Origin of the sequence: Methylobacterium sp. Leaf456, from assembly GCF_001425465.1 — a bacterium.
Taxonomy (GTDB): domain Bacteria; phylum Pseudomonadota; class Alphaproteobacteria; order Rhizobiales; family Beijerinckiaceae; genus Methylobacterium.
In genome coordinates this window covers 448549-467233 of the sequence record NZ_LMQV01000001.1, presented here as the reverse complement: position 1 = coordinate 467233, position 18685 = coordinate 448549, and the positions used below count along the sequence as shown (strand labels likewise).

General features: G+C 69.9%; 20 protein-coding genes. 10 read left to right on the top strand and 10 right to left on the bottom strand.

Annotated features, from left to right (window positions below; genetic code table 11):
• Positions 1–38: 38 nt before the first annotated feature.
• From ASG52_RS02015 to mdcA, 7 genes are all read right to left on the bottom strand, one after another.
• Positions 39–962: a malonate decarboxylase subunit epsilon gene (locus tag ASG52_RS02015; RefSeq protein WP_056238267.1), complete on the bottom strand. Its 924-nt coding sequence runs from the start codon at positions 960–962 to the stop codon at positions 39–41.
• A complete protein-coding gene (gene mdcB, locus ASG52_RS02010) occupies positions 959–1873 on the bottom strand; it encodes a triphosphoribosyl-dephospho-CoA synthase MdcB (protein WP_082552296.1) in 915 nt (304 codons plus the stop codon). Before mdcB ends, ASG52_RS02015 begins: the two co-directional genes overlap by 4 nt.
• A complete protein-coding gene (gene mdcG, locus ASG52_RS02005) occupies positions 1870–2532 on the bottom strand; it encodes a malonate decarboxylase holo-[acyl-carrier-protein] synthase (protein ID WP_056238414.1) in 663 nt (220 codons plus the stop codon). The genes mdcB and mdcG overlap by 4 nt, the downstream gene beginning before the upstream one ends.
• 139 nt (positions 2533–2671) lie before the next feature.
• The gene (mdcE, locus tag ASG52_RS02000; protein ID WP_056238265.1) at positions 2672–3388 is read right to left on the bottom strand and encodes a biotin-independent malonate decarboxylase subunit gamma; all 717 of its coding nucleotides are present in this window, start codon (positions 3386–3388) and stop codon (positions 2672–2674) included.
• 1 nt (position 3389) lies between these two features.
• Positions 3390–4280, bottom strand: coding sequence for a biotin-independent malonate decarboxylase subunit beta (locus tag ASG52_RS01995; RefSeq protein ID WP_056238412.1), 891 nt, complete (start codon positions 4278–4280; stop codon positions 3390–3392).
• A gap of 139 nt (positions 4281–4419) precedes the next feature.
• Positions 4420–4728: a malonate decarboxylase acyl carrier protein gene (gene mdcC, locus ASG52_RS01990; protein WP_056238261.1), complete on the bottom strand. Its 309-nt coding sequence runs from the start codon at positions 4726–4728 to the stop codon at positions 4420–4422.
• A gap of 171 nt (positions 4729–4899) precedes the next feature.
• Positions 4900–6546, bottom strand: a complete 1647-nt coding sequence (gene mdcA, locus ASG52_RS01985) for a malonate decarboxylase subunit alpha (RefSeq protein ID WP_056238260.1) — start codon at positions 6544–6546, stop codon at positions 4900–4902.
• Between the two features lie 212 nt (positions 6547–6758).
• Between mdcA and ASG52_RS01980 the strand changes: the two genes are divergently transcribed.
• Complete coding sequence (locus tag ASG52_RS01980) at positions 6759–7010, top strand: hypothetical protein (RefSeq protein ID WP_056238257.1); 252 nt, start codon at positions 6759–6761, stop codon at positions 7008–7010.
• A 44-nt stretch (positions 7011–7054) separates the two neighbouring features.
• Here the strand turns inward: ASG52_RS01980 and ASG52_RS01975 are convergent, their stop codons facing one another.
• Positions 7055–7708, bottom strand: coding sequence for a GntR family transcriptional regulator (locus ASG52_RS01975; RefSeq protein WP_056238253.1), 654 nt, complete (start codon positions 7706–7708; stop codon positions 7055–7057).
• 219 nt (positions 7709–7927) lie between these two features.
• Between ASG52_RS01975 and ASG52_RS01970 the strand changes: the two genes are divergently transcribed.
• The 3 genes from ASG52_RS01970 (at position 7928) to ASG52_RS01960 (ending at position 10989) form a co-directional block, all read left to right on the top strand.
• The gene (locus ASG52_RS01970; RefSeq protein ID WP_056238248.1) at positions 7928–9313 is read left to right on the top strand and encodes an SLC13 family permease; all 1386 of its coding nucleotides are present in this window, start codon (positions 7928–7930) and stop codon (positions 9311–9313) included.
• 170 nt (positions 9314–9483) lie between these two features.
• The gene (locus tag ASG52_RS01965) at positions 9484–10128 is read left to right on the top strand and encodes a TerC family protein (protein WP_056238410.1); all 645 of its coding nucleotides are present in this window, start codon (positions 9484–9486) and stop codon (positions 10126–10128) included.
• Positions 10129–10287: 159 nt separating this feature from the next.
• Positions 10288–10989 (top strand): GntR family transcriptional regulator, encoded by a 702-nt coding sequence (locus ASG52_RS01960; protein WP_502691011.1) that lies wholly within the window; start codon positions 10288–10290, stop codon positions 10987–10989.
• A 174-nt stretch (positions 10990–11163) separates the two neighbouring features.
• Here the strand turns inward: ASG52_RS01960 and ASG52_RS01955 are convergent, their stop codons facing one another.
• Complete coding sequence (locus ASG52_RS01955) at positions 11164–11508, bottom strand: DUF1648 domain-containing protein (RefSeq protein WP_056238246.1); 345 nt, start codon at positions 11506–11508, stop codon at positions 11164–11166.
• A gap of 404 nt (positions 11509–11912) precedes the next feature.
• Here ASG52_RS01955 and ASG52_RS01950 point away from each other — a divergent pair, with 404 nt between their 5' ends.
• From ASG52_RS01950 to ASG52_RS01925, 6 genes are all read left to right on the top strand, one after another.
• Complete coding sequence (locus ASG52_RS01950; RefSeq protein ID WP_056238244.1) at positions 11913–13568, top strand: porin; 1656 nt, start codon at positions 11913–11915, stop codon at positions 13566–13568.
• A 229-nt stretch (positions 13569–13797) separates the two neighbouring features.
• Positions 13798–14709 carry an amino acid ABC transporter substrate-binding protein gene (locus tag ASG52_RS01945; RefSeq protein ID WP_056238241.1) on the top strand — a complete coding sequence of 304 codons (912 nt, stop codon included), beginning with the start codon at positions 13798–13800 and terminating at the stop codon, positions 14707–14709.
• A gap of 25 nt (positions 14710–14734) precedes the next feature.
• Positions 14735–15457: an amino acid ABC transporter permease gene (locus ASG52_RS01940; protein ID WP_056238239.1), complete on the top strand. Its 723-nt coding sequence runs from the start codon at positions 14735–14737 to the stop codon at positions 15455–15457.
• Positions 15458–16150 (top strand): amino acid ABC transporter permease, encoded by a 693-nt coding sequence (locus ASG52_RS01935; protein ID WP_056238236.1) that lies wholly within the window; start codon positions 15458–15460, stop codon positions 16148–16150. It begins immediately after the preceding gene.
• Between the two features lie 146 nt (positions 16151–16296).
• On the top strand, positions 16297–17025 hold the full coding sequence (locus ASG52_RS01930; protein ID WP_056238403.1) for an amino acid ABC transporter ATP-binding protein: 729 nt from the start codon (positions 16297–16299) through the stop codon (positions 17023–17025).
• A gap of 177 nt (positions 17026–17202) precedes the next feature.
• Positions 17203–17433, top strand: coding sequence for a DUF6894 family protein (locus tag ASG52_RS01925; RefSeq protein WP_056238232.1), 231 nt, complete (start codon positions 17203–17205; stop codon positions 17431–17433).
• Between the two features lie 496 nt (positions 17434–17929).
• Here the strand turns inward: ASG52_RS01925 and ASG52_RS01920 are convergent, their stop codons facing one another.
• Positions 17930–18574 carry a TetR/AcrR family transcriptional regulator gene (locus tag ASG52_RS01920; RefSeq protein WP_082552295.1) on the bottom strand — a complete coding sequence of 215 codons (645 nt, stop codon included), beginning with the start codon at positions 18572–18574 and terminating at the stop codon, positions 17930–17932.
• Positions 18575–18685: the final 111 nt, after the last annotated feature.

The window sequence follows — 18685 nt, the reverse complement described above, 5'->3', positions numbered from 1 at the left end:
GGATGCACGGGCCGCCTCGGCGCCCTCCTGAAAGGGCGTCAGCCCTCGCCGATCCAAGCCAGCAACCCGTCCACCGTGCGAAAATCCTCCAACGCGTGGACGCGCGCGTCGGGCATCGCCTCGCGGGCCATGGTGGCGAGCGCGTGGCCGGGGCCGAGTTCGAGGATGCGGGTCGCGCCGAACTCGCGGGCGGCCTCAAGGCAGGCGGCCCAGTCGATGGTGTTCGCGAGTTGGCCAGCGAGCTTGTCGAGGCCCTTGGCGACATCGAAGACCGGCGCACCGTCGAGGCCGCTCAACAGGCGCGGGCTTCCGGGGGGCGGGCGGTGCAGGCCCTCGCGGGCGAGCGCGTCGGCGAAGGTTTTTGCCGCGACGGCGAGGCGCGGCGTGTGGGAGGGCGTGTGGACGGGGAGCACCACGGCGCGGCGGGCGCCCGCGGCCAGCGCTTCCGTGCAGAGCGCGTCGAGGGCGGCGCGAGGCCCGCCGACCACGCCGCTGTCGGGGGCGTTGCGGATGGCGAGATCGCAGGCGTGGCGCTCGGCCATGGCGCGGATCGCCTCAACGGGCAGGCCGCGGATGCCCGCGAGCCCGAAACCTTCGCCCGAGGCCGCGTCCATCGCCTCGGCACGCTGCGCCGCCAGCCGCAGCACCGCCTCGGGAGCGAGCCGCCCGGCGACGCCCCAGGCGGCGAGGTCGCCGATGCTGTAGCCGGCCACCACCGCGCGGCCGGGTTTTTCTGCCGCGATCACGGCCCAGGCGGCGAGCGCGGCGGTGCAGCACAGCACCTGCCCGGTTCGGTTCTCGTGAAGGGGAGGCCCGCCCGCGGCGGCCAGCGCACGCGGGTCCTCGCCCAGGATCGGCCGGGCGGCGGCGAACACATTCTCGGCCTCCGGACGCTCGGCCGTGAGGGCGAACATGCCCGGATGCTGACCGCCCTGGCCGGAGAGGAGCAGGGCGAGGGTCACGGCGCCCGCCCTCGATCGTGCCGCATCGGCTCCTTTCCGAAATCCGGCGGCCACCTCTCGGGCCGATGCTCAAGCCGGTCCACGAACAGCGTCATGGCGAGCAGGTCGGCGGCGCCGCCGGGGCTGAGGCGGCGGGTGACGAAGGCGCGGTGCAAGGTTTCGGCGCAGGCGCGCCACCCATCCTGCGCGACGCCGCCGGCCGCGACGAAGGCCGCGGCCTCGTCGCGGGCGAAGCGGGCGCCGGCCTCGCCGCCGCGATGGAGCAGGTTGGTGTCGTTAAGCGCCGCGATCAGGGCGAGGCAGGCCTCGACCCGCGCAGCCTCCTCACCGATCCGAGCGCGGCGCCCGCGATGCAGGGCCGGCAGGCCGACCCCGTAGAGCGTCGGGAAGCCGGACGCCGCCTCGGCCGGCGCCCCGCCGACGCGAAAGCGCCGCCGCGCCCGCGCGCCGGGGGCGTGCAGAAGCACCGGCCCGTCGAGGATGGCGCGGGCGTGGCGCGCCCGCACATGGGCGCCGAGCGCGCCGGGGGCGAGGCCGCGCCCCGGCACCGCCAGCGCGCCGGCCGCCGAAACCAGCAGGCCGAGCCCGAAGATCGCGCCGCGATGGGTGTTCACGCCCCCGGTCGCCGCCCGCATCGCGGCTTCCGCATCGAGGCCGATGCGGCGCAGCTGCGCCATGGGCAGGCCGTCGCCCCCCGCACGGGCGAGGTCGGCGAAGTACGGTTCGAGCGCTGCCGCGCTGGCCTCGAAGGTCGCGGCGTCCATGTCGTCGTGGCTGCCGCTGTCGATCCGGCTGACGAGACCGGGTTTCGGGTAGGTGTCGAGTTCGAGGCGCAGGGCTTCGACCGCGAGGCGGGCGAGGGCGGCCGGATCGCCGACGACGGGTGTGGGGAGGGCGGGGAGGGCGTTCATGCCGGTGCCTCCGCAGACCACAGAGCAGGGGCTGCCCGCATCTCCAGCCGGTCGCGGTGCTTCACCAGCACCTCGCCGGTCCCGGCCTCGTGCCACTCGCGCCACTGCACCCCGCCGCCGTCGGGCAAGACGATCTCGCCGTCGAGGCGCATCGGCGCCGTCGCGGCAATCGTCGCGAGGTCGTCGAGGAAGGTTTTGGCGAGCGAGCCGGCCAGCGGCCAGAGCAGATCGAGGTCGGACGCGTCGGTGAGGTAGGGCAGGCCGGTGAGCGCCTGCCACAGCAAGCCGCCGAACGGGCGCGGGACGAGGCCGTGCCGGGCGCCCAGCGCGAGGAGCGCGTCGAGCGTCGGGTGCCACGCGGGCGGCACGGCGGCGCGGGTCGCGGCGAGCGTCGGCGCCGGGCAGGCCGTAAGGACATCCGCGGGCAGGCTGAAGCCGATGCGACGCTTGCCGAGCGTCGGCGGCAGCGGCAGGCCGAGCGGGACCAGCGCCCGGTCCTCGCCGGGCGCGCGGCGGCGCAGGATCAGCGGCCACCCGGCCGCGGCCCAGCCGGCGAGCGGCGGCACGCCCGCGAGGTCCGGCCGGGCGGCGACGAGGGGGCCCCAGGCGGCGGGATCGACCCGGACGAGATCATGGCGATGGAGGCGCGCGACCGCGATCCCACCCCCGCCCTCATCCTGAGGTGCCTGCCGCAGGCGGGCCTCGAAGGAGGGCTCCAGCGGATCGCGCGATCCCTGGAGCCCTCCTTCGAGGCCGCTTCGCGGCACCTCAGGATGAGGGGGTTGGGTGGGAAGACGCTCAGCCACCGCGCGCCTGCGACACCACCCGCTCGGCGATTGCCTGCGCCACCGGGCGTCCGCCGCGTTCGCGGCCGAGGCGGTCGCGGGTGTCGCCCGCGGGCAGGTCGGCGATGAGCGCGGAGAGCTGCGCGTCGAGCGGCTGCGCGGGGTCGAGCACCGCGTGGACGGCGCCGGTCGCCACCATGTTGTCGAGGCCCGGCGCGAAGACCGGGGTCGAGGCCGCCATGGCTTCGAGCTTGTCGAGCGGCAGCTTGGTGATGCGGGCCACAGAAGGCAGGTCCATCACGCTCGGATTGGCGCCCGGCAGGGCCGCGAGGACGCGGGTCGCGAGCGCGGTGGCGATGAAGGCGCCCGCCGCCGAGTGGCCGTAGATCAGCCCCACCGTCGGATGGCCGAGGCGGTCGGCGAGCAGCAGCGTCTTGGCCAGATGCGCGAGGCATTCGTAGAGCCCCAACAGCTCGTCGCGGCGGCTCATGCGCTGGCTGTCGGAATCGACCGCCACCAGGATCGGAGCCTTGTCGCCAACTTTCATCGCGTCGAGCACCGTGCGGGAGAGCGCCAGCGCGCCCTCGACGCCGAGCGGCGTGTCGCCGTCGATGCCGACCACGACGAGGCGGCCACCATCGAGCGAGCCCTCGCCCGAGATCAGGCCGTCCGTCACGGCGACGGAACGGCCTGTCGGGAAGAGCGAGGCGAGGATCGCGTCGAGAGCCATCTTAGCGGGCATCGTGGCTGGCCTCCGGCACGCCGGCCGCAATTTCGGTGAAGGCGGCGTCGGTCATGGCCGGCACCGCTTGCGCGTCGTTGATGCCGAGCCGCGCCCAGATGTCGGCGCCGTCGCGGCACGTGCCGAAGCGGGTCAGCCGCGCCTCCAGCCGGGCCTGCTCGGCTTCGAGCGTGGCGAGGTCGAAGGCCGGGGCGCGGGCGATGAGGTCGAGGGCGGCGTCGCGAAACGCCGCGACGGTGTCGGCCACGTAGGCGTCGGCGCCACCGGTGAGGCGGCGGTGCTTGCCGCCCATGGTGCGCCACACCAGCGCCCGGTCGCGGGAATCGAACTCTTCCGCGCCCCGATTGGTCTCGATCACCTCCGGCCCGGAGACCGAGATGCGCCCGCTCTCCGAGACGGCGAGCCGGGCGCAGGTGCCGGCGATGAGGCCGCCGCCGCCATAGGCCCCGGCCCGGCCGCCGATCAGCCCGACCACCGGGATGCCGGCGGCGCGGACTTCCGTGATCGCCCGCATCGCCTCGGCGATGGCGGTCTCGCCCGCGTTGGCCTCCTGCAACCGCACGCCGCCGGTGTCGAACAGGATCAGCACCGCGGCGGGCCGTACCTCCAATGCCGCGCGCAGGAGGCCGACGAGCTTGGCGCCGTGCACCTCGCCGAAGGCCCCGCCCATGAAGCGGCCCTCTTGGGCTGCCACCAGCACCGGCTTCCCGTCGAGGCGGCCCCGGCCGACGACGATGCCGTCGTCGAAGGCGCGGGGCAGTTCGAACAGCGGCAGGTGCGGGCTCATCGCCCGCTCGGTCGGGCCGACGAATTCTTCGAACGTATCCGCATCGAGGAAGGCGGCCACGCGCTGGCGGGCGCTGGCCTCGTACCAGCTCATTTCGAGTCGCACGGGATCCGACCGGTGGTCGGAACCCGTGCGTCCGGCGGACGACCGCCGCCCTGCCGTCGCAGGGGCGATCGGCGATGAGGGATCATCGCCGATCGGTCTCGCGTGGTTCGGATCGGTCGGCGCCATCTCAGGCCTCCATCAGGCGCACGCCCTGGAGCAGGCGTAAGGCTACGGTGTCGGGGCGGGCGCCGCCGTCGTTGATGCTGATGCGCAGGCCGCCCGGCTGGGCGCGGGCGACGAAATCCGCCACCACCGCCTCCCAGACGTCGCCGTAGCCGTTGATCGCGGTCTCGACCGCGACCTCGCAGGCATCCGGCGCCAGCACCCGCTCCAACAGCACTTCGAGGTTGCCCGAGGCCACGACCCCGGTGATCGCCTCCCGCTTCGTGCCGGGGAGGGGCTTTTGGGTGGTGTGGCGGAAGGTCAGGGATTCCATCGGGGTTCCTCGGACGGTCTCTCTCGATCCCAACAATCCCCCTCATCCTGAGGTGCGAAGCCTCGAAGGAGGGCTCCAGCGGATCGCGCGCTTCGCTGGAGCCCTCCTTCGAGGCCGCTTCGCGGCACCTCAGGATGAGGGGGAGGGTGGGAGGGGCGGCAGCATGGAGGCTCACCAGTTCCGGAACTTCGCGGGCGGCTCGTAGAGGCCGCCCGACCAGTGGACCAAGTCCTTGATCGAGCGCGCGGCAAGCAGCGAGCGGTCGGCGTCGAGCGCCGAGATGCCGAGGTCTTCCGGCCGGCGGATCACGCCGCGGGCGCGCAGGTCCTCGACCTTGGCGCGGTCGCGGCCCCGGCCGATCGGCGTGTAGCCGGCCACGCCGCGGATCGCCTGCTCGCGCTCGTCGGCGTCGCGGCAGAGCAGCAGGTTGGCGATGCCCTCTTCCGTGACGATGTGGGTCACGTCGTCGGCGTAGATCATGACGGGGGCCAGTTCGAGGCCGGTTTTTTTCGCCAGTTCCATCGCGTCGAGCCGCTCGACGAAGGTCGGCACCAAGCCGTCGCCGAAGGTCTCGACCAGCTGCACCACGAGTTTTCGCCCGCGCATCAGGGAAGGCTCGCCCGACGTTTGCGCCTCCCGCCCCGCCTTCATCCACGTGTCGGAGGGATGGCGGCGGCCGTGCGGGTCCGAGCCCATGTTCGGCGCGCCCCCGAAGCCGGCCACCCGCGACTGGGTGACGGTGGAGGAATGGCCCATCAGGTCGATCTGGAGCGTCGCACCGATGAACATGTCGCAGGCGTACAAGCCCGCCGTCTGGCAGAAGGCGCGGTTCGAGCGGAGCGACCCGTCGGAGCCCGTGAAGAACACGTCCGGCCGCTCGCGGATGTAGCGGTCCATGCCGACCTCCGAGCCGAAACAGTGGACCTGCTTGACCCAGCCCGATTCGATCGCCGGGATCAGGGTCGGGTGCGGGTTGAGCGCCCAGTGGGTGGCGATCTGACCTTTCAGCCCCAGTCGCTCCCCGTAGGTCGGCAGCAGCAGTTCGATCGCCGCCGTGCCGAAGCCGATGCCATGGTTGAGACGCTTCACGCCGTACTCGGCATAGATTCCCTTGATCGCCATCATGGCGATGAGGATCTGCGTCTCGGTCATCGCCGCCGGATCGCGGGTGAACAGCGGCTCGACGTAGAACGGCCGGTCGGCCTCCACCACGAAGTCGATGCGATCGCCGGGGATGTCGACGCGGGGCACGCGCTCGACGATCTCGTTGACCTGGGCGATGACGAGCCCGTTCTTGAAGTGGGTCGCCTCGACGACGGTCGGCGTGTCCTCGGTGTTCGGCCCCGTATACAGGTTGCCGTCGCGGTCGGCCGAGACGCCCGCGATCAGCGCGACGTGGGGCGTCAGATCGACGAAGTAGCGCGCGAACAGTTCGAGATAGGTGTGCACCGCGCCGAGCGCGATCTGCCCGCCGTAGAGCATTTTTGCGATGCGCGCGCCCTGCGGGCCCGAATACGAGTAGTCGAGGCGCTTGGCGACGCCGGTCTCGAACACGTCGAGATGCTCGGGCAGCACGATGCCCGACTGGACCATGTGCAGGTCGTGGATTCTTGACGGGTCGCAGGCCGCGAGGCCGCGGGCGAGGCAATCGGCCTGCTTCTGGTTGTCGCCCTCCAGGCAGACCCGGTCGCCGGGGCGCAGCACCGCCTCCAGCAGATCGGTGACGCTCTCCGCCGCCACGACCTTGCCGGTCGCGAAGGCGGACCCCGCCGCGATCCGCGCGTCCCGGGCCGCCCGTTCCTGACGCCACTCGTTCATCCGGCCCGCTCCCTCCGGCTCACCGCGGATCGTTGTATTGCGACCCATGCATGGGTCAAGTCTTCGTATACAAAATTCTTACAGAGCGGCACATCCGTATGCGTACTGCCGTTTTGGCCCGATTTGCGCATACGCAAAGCCGGCATCGCGCCAAGCCCATGTTGCGGCGCAGCAGTTCGCCCCCCATATCGGCGGTGGAGGAGACGCCCGACGTGACCGAGCCCGTGCTCCGGAGACGCATCTTGGCATCCCAACTCGAAACCCAGACCACTCCGCGCGGAGCGACCGAACGGCGGACCCCGCCTTCCGCGCTCGCACCCATCCGGCGTGTTCTCGCCGGGCTCGCCGCGGCCCATCGGGCCCGGCTGCGCGCCGAGGTCGCCCGGTTCGCCCAAACCCGCGACGCGGCGCGCCCGGAACTCGGGCATGCGCTGTCCTGGCGGTTCGGCGTTCCGGTGCGGTGACGCTCGCGGCGGGCCGCCTCCCACCGTTCGGGACGCTGATCCGATCATGCGACGTCCGCCGTCCCGAAACTGCTGATGAAGTCGTTCAGGCGCTCGCCCTGGATCAGGATGTGCTCGCGCAGCGACTGCTCCGCGCGCCCTGAATCGCCCGCGAGGATCGCCGCCACGATCGCCCCGTGCTCGGCCAGCGACTGCCCGACGCGGTGGCGCGCCCGCAATTGCAGCCGGCGGTAGGGCTTCAACAGGGTGTGGAGCTGCCCCGCCTGCTCGGCGAGGTACTGGTTGTGGCACGCCTCGTAGATCGCGCGGTGGAAGCGCTCGTTGGCGTAGTAATAGGTGTCGGCGCAGCCGGCCCGCGTCGCCGCCTCGCAGGCTTCGTGCGCGGTCACGAGAGTGCTGCGCTGCGCATCGGTGATCCGGCGGGCGGCCAGCGCGCCGCACATGCCCTCCAGCGCCGCCATCGCCTCGAAGCGCTCGACCACCGCGCGCAGCGACAGACTGGCCACGAACGCCCCGCGCCGCGGCTGAAGCTCCACCATGCCGGTCGAGGCGAGCTGCATCAGCGCCTCCCGGATCGGTGTGCGCGACACGCCGAACCGCGTGGCGAGGCTCTGCTCGTCCAGGCGCTCCCCCGGCCGGAAATGGCCGGTGACGATGTCCTGCTCCAGCTGATCCCGGAGCGCTTCGGCGCGGCGCATTCCTCACTCCCCATTCCTCACTCCCCATGGGGCGACGCGGATCGTAGGCGCAGGGCTATAATTCCACAAGGCAAATCTTGTATACAAGGATATTGCCTTAGAGTACGAAACGGCCTACGAGGCGAACAAGCGGAGGCGGCACCATAAGCCGCCCCGCCGACCGGCCCCGGTTCGGCGGCGGCCGAGCACGCGCGCAAAAGCGCCCCGGGAGACACGCCGATGACGCCACAATTGATATCGATCTACGCGCTGTGCGCGATGTTCGTGGTCGCCACGATCTGGCCGATCAACATGGGAGTGCTGGCCTTCGTCGGCGCCTTCCTCGTCGGGACGCTGGTCGCGGGGATGTCGAGCAAGGACATCATCGCCGGATTTCCCGGCAGCCTGTTCCTGACGCTGGTCGGCATCACCTACCTGTTCGCCATCGCGCAGAACAACGGCACCATCGACTGGCTGGTCCAACTCGCCGTCCGAGCCGTGCGCGGGCGGATCGCCGCGATCCCGTGGATCATGTTCGGCATCACCGCCGCCCTCACGGCTGTCGGCGCGGTGAGCCCGGCGGCGGTGGCGATCATCGCCCCGATCGCGATGGGATTCGCGGCCCGCTACAACATCAACCCGCTGCTGATGGGCCTGCTCGTGATCCACGGGGCGCAGGGCGGCGGCTTCTCGCCGATCAGCATCTACGGCGGCATCACCAACACGGTGGTGGCCAAGGCGGGCCTGCCGCTCAACGAGCTGTTCACCTTCTTCGCGAGCCTCGGCGTGAACCTCGCGGTCGCGGTGCTGCTGTTCGTCCTGATGGGCGGGCGCAAGCTGATGGGGGCGCGGGCCGCGGTCGCGGGGATGCCGGGCGACGAGGCGCTGCCGCCCGCGCGGGTGACGGTGGCCCAGCGCGGCCCCCAGGCCTTCGGCGATTCGGAATCCGAATCGTTCAGCGAGGAGCGCAAGCTGGAGCGGGGCCTCGACGACCCGCTGGCCGACGAGCGGGCCGCCCCGGAGCCGATGGCGTCCTCGCGCGCCTACCAAGCCCTCACCCTCGTCGGCCTCGTGGCGCTCGCCGTGCTGGTGCTGGCCTTCAACCAGGATATCGGCTTCGTCTCGATCACGATCGGCCTGATCCTGTCGCTCGTCGCGCCGAACCTGCAGAAGCGGGCGATCGGGCAGGTGAGCTGGCCCGAGATCATGCTGATCACCGGCGTGAGCACCTACGTGGTCGTGCTGGAGAAGATGGGCACCATCTCCTTCGTCGGCACCAGCGTCGCCGGGCTCGCCTCGCCGATGATGGCGGCCCTGCTCCTGTGCTTCATCGGCGCCGTGGTCTCGGCCTTCGCCTCCTCGACGGCGGTGCTCGGCTCGCTGATCCCGCTCGCCGTGCCGTTCCTCCAGGCCGGCACGGGGGTGAAACCGGTGGGCTTCATCGGCGCGATGGCGGTCTCCTCCACCATCGTGGACGTGAGCCCGTTCTCGACCAACGGCGCGATCGTGCTCGCCACCGCCAAGAACGTCGATCGGGATGCTTTCTTCCGAAAACTGATGGCCTACGGCGCCCTGGTCACCGTGGTCGCGCCGATCGTGGTCTGGTTCCTGTTCATCGTCCTGTGACAGATCGGCCAGCGTCTCGCGCTCCGGGGGTTGCGAACCTCCGGAGCGCAGTGCCATGAGGGCGGAAGGGCAATCGCCACGCTTCTCGCATGCGGCCCGGCGCGTCCGCACCGCGGATCGCGGCAGCATCCGCCCGAGTCTTCACCTTCCCGACCGGGGGCTTTTTCAGCATGAGTGAACTTCTGACGACGGAGGCGTTGTCGGCTCTCCTCCAAGTCATCATGATCGACCTCGTGCTCGCGGGCGACAACGCGGTGGTGATCGGGCTGGCCGCCGCCGGCCTGCCGAAGGAGCAGCGCAACAAGGCGATCCTGATCGGCATCATCGCCGCGACCATTCTGCGCATCATCTTCGCCGGCCTCGTCACCCAGCTCCTCTCCATCGTCGGCCTGCTGCTCGTCGGCGGCCTGCTGCTGCTGTGGGTCTGCTGGAAGATGTGGCACGAGATCCGCGCCGGGCACGGGCAGGATCCGGACGCCGCCATCGCCTCCGCCGAGGCGGGGGCGCCCCGCAAGACCTTCGCTCAGGCCGCGTGGCAGATCGTGGTCGCGGACGTCTCGATGTCGCTCGACAACGTGCTCGCGGTGGCCGGTGCCGCCCGCGAGCACCCGACGGTCCTCATCATCGGCCTCGCCCTGTCGATCGCCCTGATGGGGCTCGCCGCGAGCTTCATCGCCCGCCTGCTCCAGCGCTACCCCTGGATCGCCTATGTCGGCCTCGCGATCATCCTCTACGTCGCGCTCGACATGATCTACCGCGGCGGCCTCGAAGTCTGGCCGTACGTCAGCGGCTACGTCGGCGGCGCCAAGGCCTAGAGCCGCATCGGACTTAAGGATCGCCCTGGGTTTTCGATCAGGGGCGCCTCACGAGAGCCGTATCGGACCTGATTGCATCGGGTCGGATACGGCTCTAAGTTTTTGTATTACCGTGCATTCTCACGACGGACCGTCGCGGCTTCGTCGGAGCGCACGGCCATGAACACCGCCACGAACGGAGACGGGATGGACGAGGCCCCGGAGGAGCGCGGTCTGATCTCGGACCGCATCCGCAACGCCCTCTCCGAGGCCATCGCCGGCGGCCGGATGCCGGCCGGCACGGCGCTGGACGAGCAGGACCTCGCCGACCGCTTCGGCGCCTCGCGCACCCCCGTGCGGGAGGCGCTGCGCCAGCTCGCCTTCGCCGGCCTCGTGGAACTGCGCCCGCGCCGCGGCGGCGTCGTGGCCCGCACCACGCCCGAGCGCATCGCCGAGATGTTCGAGACCACCGCCGAGATCGAGGCGATGTGCGTGCGGCTGGCCACCTACCGCATCACGCCGCTGGAGCGCAGCCGCCTGATGGACCTGCACGAGGCCTCCGCCGCGATGGTGGCGGCGGGCGACGTGGACGCCTACGACGGCTTCAACCGCGCCTTCCACGAGACCCTCTACGCCGCGACCCACAACGGCTTTTTGGCCGAACAGGCGCTCGCCATCCGCGAGCGGCTCGCCGCCTTCCGCCGCACGCAACTGCGCCAAGCCAGTCGCATCGACGCCTCGCGGGCCGAGCACGGCGCGGTCCTCGCCGCCATGGCCGAGGGCGACGGCGAGGCCGCCGCCCGGCGGATGCGGGCGCACATGCTCAACGCGTCGAGCGCGCTCGGGCGCTATGTGGCCGGGCAGGGGGAGCGGGAGGGGTAAGCCGCACTTTTTGCGACAGCGCATCCCATCCACAACCCTCCTCCTGAGGTGCCCGCCTGGGCGGGCCTCGAAGGAGGGCTCCAGAAGTCGCGCGATCCCTGGAGCCCTCCTTCGAGGCTACGCTTCGCTCCGCACCTCAGGATGAGGGGGAGGGGTGGGATCGAATGAAAAAAATCAGAGCTGCCGCTGCGACCACTCGACGACCTTCGAGACGTGCCAGCCATGCACGCCGACGAAGAACAGGCAGCACAGGATCAGCCCGACGTAATCAGACGTCGCGGCGGGCTCCGTGCTGCGGGCCTTGAACAGCAGCACGGCGCCGACGCCGACGAAGATCGCCACCGGGAGCCACAGGCCGATCCACTTGTCGGCATACCAAGTCGGCTCGCCGCCAAAACTCCACTGCATCGGCACCTTCGGCGTCGGGATGCCCGGCCCGTAGACGAGGTTGATGACGGCGAGGACGGCCAGCGTGACGACGTAGGCGCCGAGGCCGAGGGCGGGAAGAAGGCTCTGCATCAAGGCTCCTCAGGGTGGTCCGTCGATCTTAGCTCAGGCGCCCCAACGCCCGATGGCCCGGATGCCAACAAGGCGACGGATCGGCTTCATCGAACCGCAACGGATCGGGCACGGCCGGGCGCTGCGCCACATCCCCGCGCGGAGCGGGGAAAGCACAACGCCGGCAAAAAGATCACACTCCGGGATGCACGCCTGTGGACCGCAAGATCAGACTTGTCTTCGCCGATCCGCCCGGCCACGCTTCGTCTATCGAACGACCGTCAAGTCCTGCATCAGCATCGATCAACTTGCACCGTCGCTGTGCAAGTCGAGCCCCGGAGCGCCGCGCGAGACGGCGGTCAGGGCAGCGATCCTGCGCGGGCGCGCTCGGGGCGGCGATGCGCCGGACTCGGCTGGGGGCAGGCATGGACCGACTCGCGAAAACACTCCTCTCGGGTACGGCGCTCCTCGTCGTCGTCGCTCCCGCGGCGCGAGCCGCCGACCTGCCGGTGAAGCGGGCGGTACCGATCGAGTACGTCCGAGTCTGCTCCGCCTCCGGGGCGGGCTTCTTCTACATCCCCGGCACCGACACCTGCCTGCGGGTCTCGGGCCGCGCCCGGTTCGAGGCCGGCTACATCCCGGTCAACAACCGCTACAACTCGTCCGGCGACCTGTCGCAGTATCGCGGGCTGATGCGCATGAACTTCGATGCGCGCACCCAGACCGGCTACGGCACGCTGCGGGCCTTCCTGCGGGTCGAGGCGGCGAGCCGCACCGGGGTGTTCATGACCTCGGGCACGCAGCAGCGCATCGCCAACGCCTTCCCGGCGGTGGGCCAGGACCAGCTCGGGCGGGTGCAGAACTTCATCGTCGCCGAGAAGGCCTTCGTGCAGTTCGCCGGGCTGACGGCAGGCCGCGCCTCGTCGTTCTTCGATTTCTACGCCCACGATTACGAGCTGATCAGCTCGACCGCGGGCTCGAACGTCGCCTCCACCAACCTGCTCGCCTACACCCAGAAGTTCGGCGAGAACTGGTCCGCGACCCTGTCGATGGAGGACCCGAACTTCCGCAAGAACCCGTTCTACGCCGCCTCGTTCGGCGCCCCGGCATCGGGGCCGGGCCAAGCCGGCGTCAACAACGTGTTCAACACGGCGCCGAGCCCGGTCATCCTCGGCACCAACGCCGACGGCACCGCTAACACCGTGGCCTTCCTCGACACGGTGCAGCGCTCGCGCATGCCCGATTTCGTCGGCGCGCTGCGCTACGACGCGCCCTGGGGCTCGGCGCAGCTCTCGGCGGCGGTCAAGGACGTGAACATCGGCGGCTTCATCGCCAACTCGGCGGTCTCGACCCTGACGCCCGTGCCGGGCTCCGCCACCGGGCCGGTGACGGCGGGCACCGCCGCCGCCCTGCTCGCCGCCCGCGGCCTCAACTCCGGCGCGCAGACCGAGTACGGCTGGGCGGTGCAGGGCGGGCTCAAGCTCAACCTGCCCTGGATCGCCCCCGGTGACGGGCTCTACCTGCAGGGCGCCTACGGCGAGGGTGCGCTGATCTATACCGGCTTCTCGATCTTCACCGGCACCTATGCGAGCCAGCTCGGGCCGGTGCAGGGCGCGCCCTTCGTCCATGCGCTGGCCGACGCGGTGGTGAACCCGCTGACCGGCCGGATCGCCCTGTCGCAGAGCTTCACGGCCTCGGCCTCCTACCTGCATTACTGGGCGCCCGAATGGCGCTCGGCCTTCTTTGGCAGCTACGGCGAGGTCAGCTTTCCGCGTGGCACCCGCGAGGCCTTCAGCCGCGTCAGCGGCATCATCGGCGCCTCCGCCCCGGCGCCCGGCGCCGCCTTCGGGTTCAGCCCGATCCTACGCGACAACTATCAGATCGTCGCCGGCACCAGCCTGATCTGGTCGCCGGTCAAGGACCTCGATATCGGCATCGAGGGCACCTACATCGGCACCGGTCCGCTCAGCGGTCGCATCACCGATCAGACGCGACCCGTCACCGTGGGCGGCCTGCCGGCCTACGCCGAGAAGCGCTACGACACGACGCAGATCCGCATGCGGGTGCAGCGGGATTTCTGATCTTCTTTTCGGGGTGATCGCGGAGGGCCGAGCGCATCCCCCCGCACGGCGGGGCGAGGGGATGCGCGGGACCCTCGCGATCGAACGAAAGTGTGTGACGGGCTTACACGGCACGAGCCTTGCCATGACAATGAAGCCGGTCGGCGGATGACAAGTGTCGCGCCTGGCTTCACTATGGCCTCATCCGGCCGCCATTGGCCGTCCGCGACAATAAAAAAAGGTCCGCCGCATGCGCCTGAGAGATGCGTTCCTCCTCGCCGCCATCGCCGCCCTGGCGTCGGGCGCGCCCGCGCGCGGCGAGGAGCTGACCGGGACGCTCAAGAAGGTGAAGGAGACCGGCGCCATCACCATCGGCACCCGCGATTCCTCGGTGCCGTTCTCCTATCTCGACGGCAGCCAGAAGCCGGTGGGCTACGCCTTCGACATCTGCCTCAAGGTCGCCGACGCGGTCAAAGCCCACCTCAAGCTCGACAAGATGGAGGTGAAGCTCAATCCCGTGACCTCGGCCACGCGCATCCCGCTGATCGCCAACGGCACGATCGACCTCGAATGCGGCTCGACCACCAACAACGCCGACCGGCAACGCCAAGCCGCCTTCACCAACACCCACTTCCTCACCGCGACCCGGTTCGTCGCCAAGAAGGACAAGGGCCTCGACAAGACCGACGATCTGAAGGGCCGCACCGTGGTCTCGACCTCGGGCACCACCAACATCCGCCAGATCAACGAGATCAACACCGCCCGATCCCTCGGCATGAAGATCCTGCCGGCCAAGGACCACGCCGAGGCGTTCCTGATGGTCGAGACCGGCCGCGCCGACGCCTTCGTGATGGACGACGTGCTGCTCGCCTCGCTGGTGGCCGGCTCGAAGACGCCCGACGCCTACACGATTTCCTCTGAAGCCCAGTCGAAGCCGGAGCCCTACGGCATCATGCTGCGTAAGGACGATGCGCCGTTCAAGGCGGTGGTCGATGCCGCGACCGCCGCGCTCTACAAGAGCCCGGAGGGCAAGGCGCTCTATGAGAAGTGGTTCACGCAAGCCATCCCGCCGCGGGGCATCAACCTGAAGCTCCCGATGAGCGAGGCGATGCAGAAGGCGCTCGCCAACCCGAGCGACAGCCCGGACCCGGCCGCCTATTGAGGCGCCGGGCGGGGGCAAGGCTGCGATGAACTACAACTGGAACTGGGGCATCTTCCTCGAGCCCTCGCCGGAGGGCGTCGGCACCTACGCCGACATGCTGCTCTCGGGGCTGTCGTGGACGGTCGCCACGGCGCTCTGCTCGTGGGTGATCGCGTTCAGCCTCGGCTCGGTGATCGGGGTGCTGCGCACGCTGCCCTCCAAGGCCGCGAATGCGGTCGGCACGGCCTATGTCGAGCTGTTCCGCAACGTGCCGCTGCTCGTGCAGATGTTCCTGTGGTACTTCGTGCTGCCGGAAGTGCTGCCGACCGAGATCGGCACGGCAGTGAAGCAGTTGCCCGACGCGCCGTTCTACACGGCGGTGCTGTGCCTCGGCTTCTTCACCGCCTCGCGGGTGGCCGAGCAGGTGCGGGCGGGCATCCAGTCGCTGCCGCGGGGGCAGGCGATGGCCGGCACGGCCCTGGGCTTCACCACGGCCCAGACCTACCGCCACGTGCTGCTGCCCAACGCCTACCGCATCATCCTGCCGCCGCTGACCTCCGAATTCCTGAACAACCTCAAGAACACCTCGGTCGCCCTCACCATCGGCCTGTTGGAGCTGACGGCGCGGGCCCGCTCGATGCAGGAATTCTCGTTCCAGGTGTTCGAGGCCTTCACCGCGGCGACGATTCTCTACGTCCTGATCAACCTCGTGGTGATCGCGGGCGCCACCCTGTTGGAGCGGTACGTCGCCGTGCCGGGGGGGCGCTAGATGTTTGCCAATTTCGACGTCTCGGTCATCGCCTCCTCGCTGCCCTACTTGTTCGGGCAGGGCATGGTATTCACGCTGACGCTGACGGCGCTGGCGGCGAGCGGCGGCATCGTCTTCGGCACAGCGCTGGCGATGATGCGGCTGTCGGGCATCCCCGGCGTGACGCATGCCGCCAAGATCTACGTCGAGACCATGCGCTCGCTGCCGCTGGTGCTCGTCATCTTCTGGTTCTACTTCCTCGTCCCGTATATCGGCGCCTGGGCGACGGGCTCGGCGACCCCGATCCAGGTTGGCGCGTTCGCCTCGGCGCTCGTCACCTTCACCCTGTTCGAGGCGGCCTATTTCGCCGAGATCATGCGGGCCGGCATCCAGTCGATCCCCAAGGGACAGACCGCGGCGGCCTCGGCGCTCGGCATGAGCTACGCCCAGACCATGCGGCTCGTGGTGCTGCCGCAGGCGCTACGCAACATGCTGCCGCTGCTCCTGACCCAGACCATCGTGCTGTTCCAGGACACCTCGCTCGTCTACGTCCTGTCGCTGACCGACTTCATGGGCGCGGCCTCGAAAGTCGCCCAGCGCGACGGGCGCCTCGTCGAGATGTACCTGTTCGCGGCACTCGTCTACTTCGCGGTCTGCTTCACCGCCTCGTGGCTGGTGCGGCGGCTGCAGACCCGCGTCGCCATCATCCGCTGAGGTTTTGTGAGCCGATGACCTCGACCCCGATGCCCGCGCCCGCCGCCGCAACGCCGACCGCCCCCACGAGCGAGGCCCCCGCGGATGCGGGCCTGCGCGCCGGCCCGCTCGTCACGCCCCCGCCCGCCACCGCCACGGCCGGGCCGATGATCGCCATCGAGGCGGTCTCGAAGTGGTACGGCGAGTTCAAGGTGCTGACCGACTGCACCACCCGCGTCGCCCGCGGCGAGGTGGTGGTGGTGTGCGGCCCCTCGGGCTCGGGCAAGTCGACGCTGATCAAGTGCGTCAACGCGCTGGAGCCGTTCCAGGAGGGCCAGATCACGGTGGACGGCACCCGCGTGAAGGACCGGGGCACCAACCTGCCCAAGCTCCGCGCGCGCGTCGGCATGGTTTTTCAGCATTTCGAGCTGTTTCCGCATCTCTCCATCACCGACAACCTCACCATCGCTCAGCGCAAGGTTCTGGGACGCCCCGGCGAGGACGCGCGCAAGCGCGGCCTCGATCTGTTGGAGCGCGTCGGACTCTCGGCGCATGCGAAAAAATATCCGGGCCAGCTCTCGGGCGGGCAGCAGCAGCGGGTGGCGATCGCCCGCGCACTCGCGATGAACCCGGTGGTGATGCTGTTCGACGAGCCGACCTCGGCGCTCGATCCCGAGATGGTCGGCGAGGTGCTCGACGTGATGGTGGGCCTCGCCCGCGACGGCATGACCATGATGGTCGTGACCCACGAGATGGGCTTCGCCCGCAAGGTCGCCGACCGGGTGATCTTCATGGATCGCGGCGAGATCGTCGAGGACGCCACCAAGGAGGCCTTTTTCGGCCAGCCCCGCAGCGAGCGGGCTCAGCAATTTTTGTCGAAAATCCTCGCGCATTAGCGTGGGGTTTCCCTGCCCGGCCCCTGCCAAGCATGATCATAATTGTATACGTCATTTTGGACGCAGCGTCCGAAACCGTACAAATTCGCGGGCGTTGTCTTTGTGTTGCCTCCACTCGGCTGCGTTCGTCGGTGCGCCCCCCCGAGGCGGGATTTTATCAAGAAGTTATTCCTCCCGATGCCACGCTATTTCTTCGACATCCACGACGGCGCCGACCTCCGGGACGAGGTCGGCCGCGAGATCGGCGACCCGCTCGCGCTCAGGCGCGAGGCTCTGCGCGTGATGACCACCCTGATGGCCGCCGAGGCCGAGGACAGCCAGGACTGCACCCTGGTGCTCACCGTACGCAACGAGACCGACGACGGCGTCATGAAAATCCGCCTCGTCTGCCAGATCGACGACCGTTGAGGCGCACCCGCAAAAATTGCATCGTCGCGGGATAATCTTACAACATCGAATTCCTTGATGTGATTTTCGTAGCGAAAACATCGTGACGGTTATCGACTTGAGGTTGATGCCGGTATCGTCGAGGGCGCTCAAGGCCGTTTTTGCCGTAGGGCCGGCTTCGGCTCGTAAGCGGGGACGGTCCGCTCCCGTGTAGGAGGCTCCTGGCGGCCGAGTTCGACGAGAACCATGTCGAGCAGGACGCGTAGTCGGTAGAAATCCGTCTCGGGAAGGCGCCCGCGAGCCTCGTTACAGAGCCGGGCCAGTTCGGCCAGGGCTTCGGCATCCAGTGGAGGCATCGTCATATCCCGCGCAGTCGACGGTCCATACCCGCAGAAGTATGCGGCGCCAGGCCCGTTTCGTTCCGTCTCTCCCCTAAAACCTGTAATCGATTCCGAAGGCTTCCGCGGCCTCGTTCGACCGGGGCTTTTACGCCCGAGACCCTGGAGCGGTTCCGCCGTCATCCCGCATCTCCGGTGGGCGCCTCCTCTCCCGGGCGCCGGGCCGGCCCCGAAGCGCCTGCGGCCTGCCCCAAAGCGCCTGCGGCCTGCCCCAAAGCGCCTGCGGCCCGCTCCAGCGCGCCGAACAGCGCCTCGGCCTGCGCCCCGCCGATATCGTGGAAGCCCAGCGTCCGGCCCATGATCAGGCCGAGGATGGCGAAGAACAACATCGGCCCCGCGCCGGGTGGGTCGGCGCTCTCCAGCCGCTCCAGCCGCTCGGCGACGAAGGCGCGGTAGCCGGCCAAGGCCTCCGGGTTCTCGGCCGCCGCGATCAGCAGCGCGCGGGAAAAGTCGTCGTCCTCGCAATAGGCCTCGCGCAGATGCGCCACCATGGCGAGCGCGAGCCCCGCGGGCCCCGGTTGGGAGCCTGCCTCGCAGGCCGAGATGCCCTCGCGCAGTTCCGTCAGCTTGCGGGCGACGAGCGCCAGGATCAGCGCGTCCTTCGAGGCGTAGTGGTGCAGCACGCCGCCCTTGCTCAGACCCGCCTGCGCCGCCACCGCGTCGATGGTGAGCGCCCGCCCGCCGCCCCGGCGCAAAACCGCGCCGGCGGCGTCGAGGATCGTCTGCGCCCGGTCGTCGCGCCGGCTGCGCGTCCTCTCCGTCATCGCTCCCTCGTTCGCATTCGCGAAAAACCGTCCGGCAGGAACCGCCCGACAAGAAACCGTCTGGACGGTCGGTAAGATAGACGATAAGTCTGCGCCGCGATAGCGCCCATC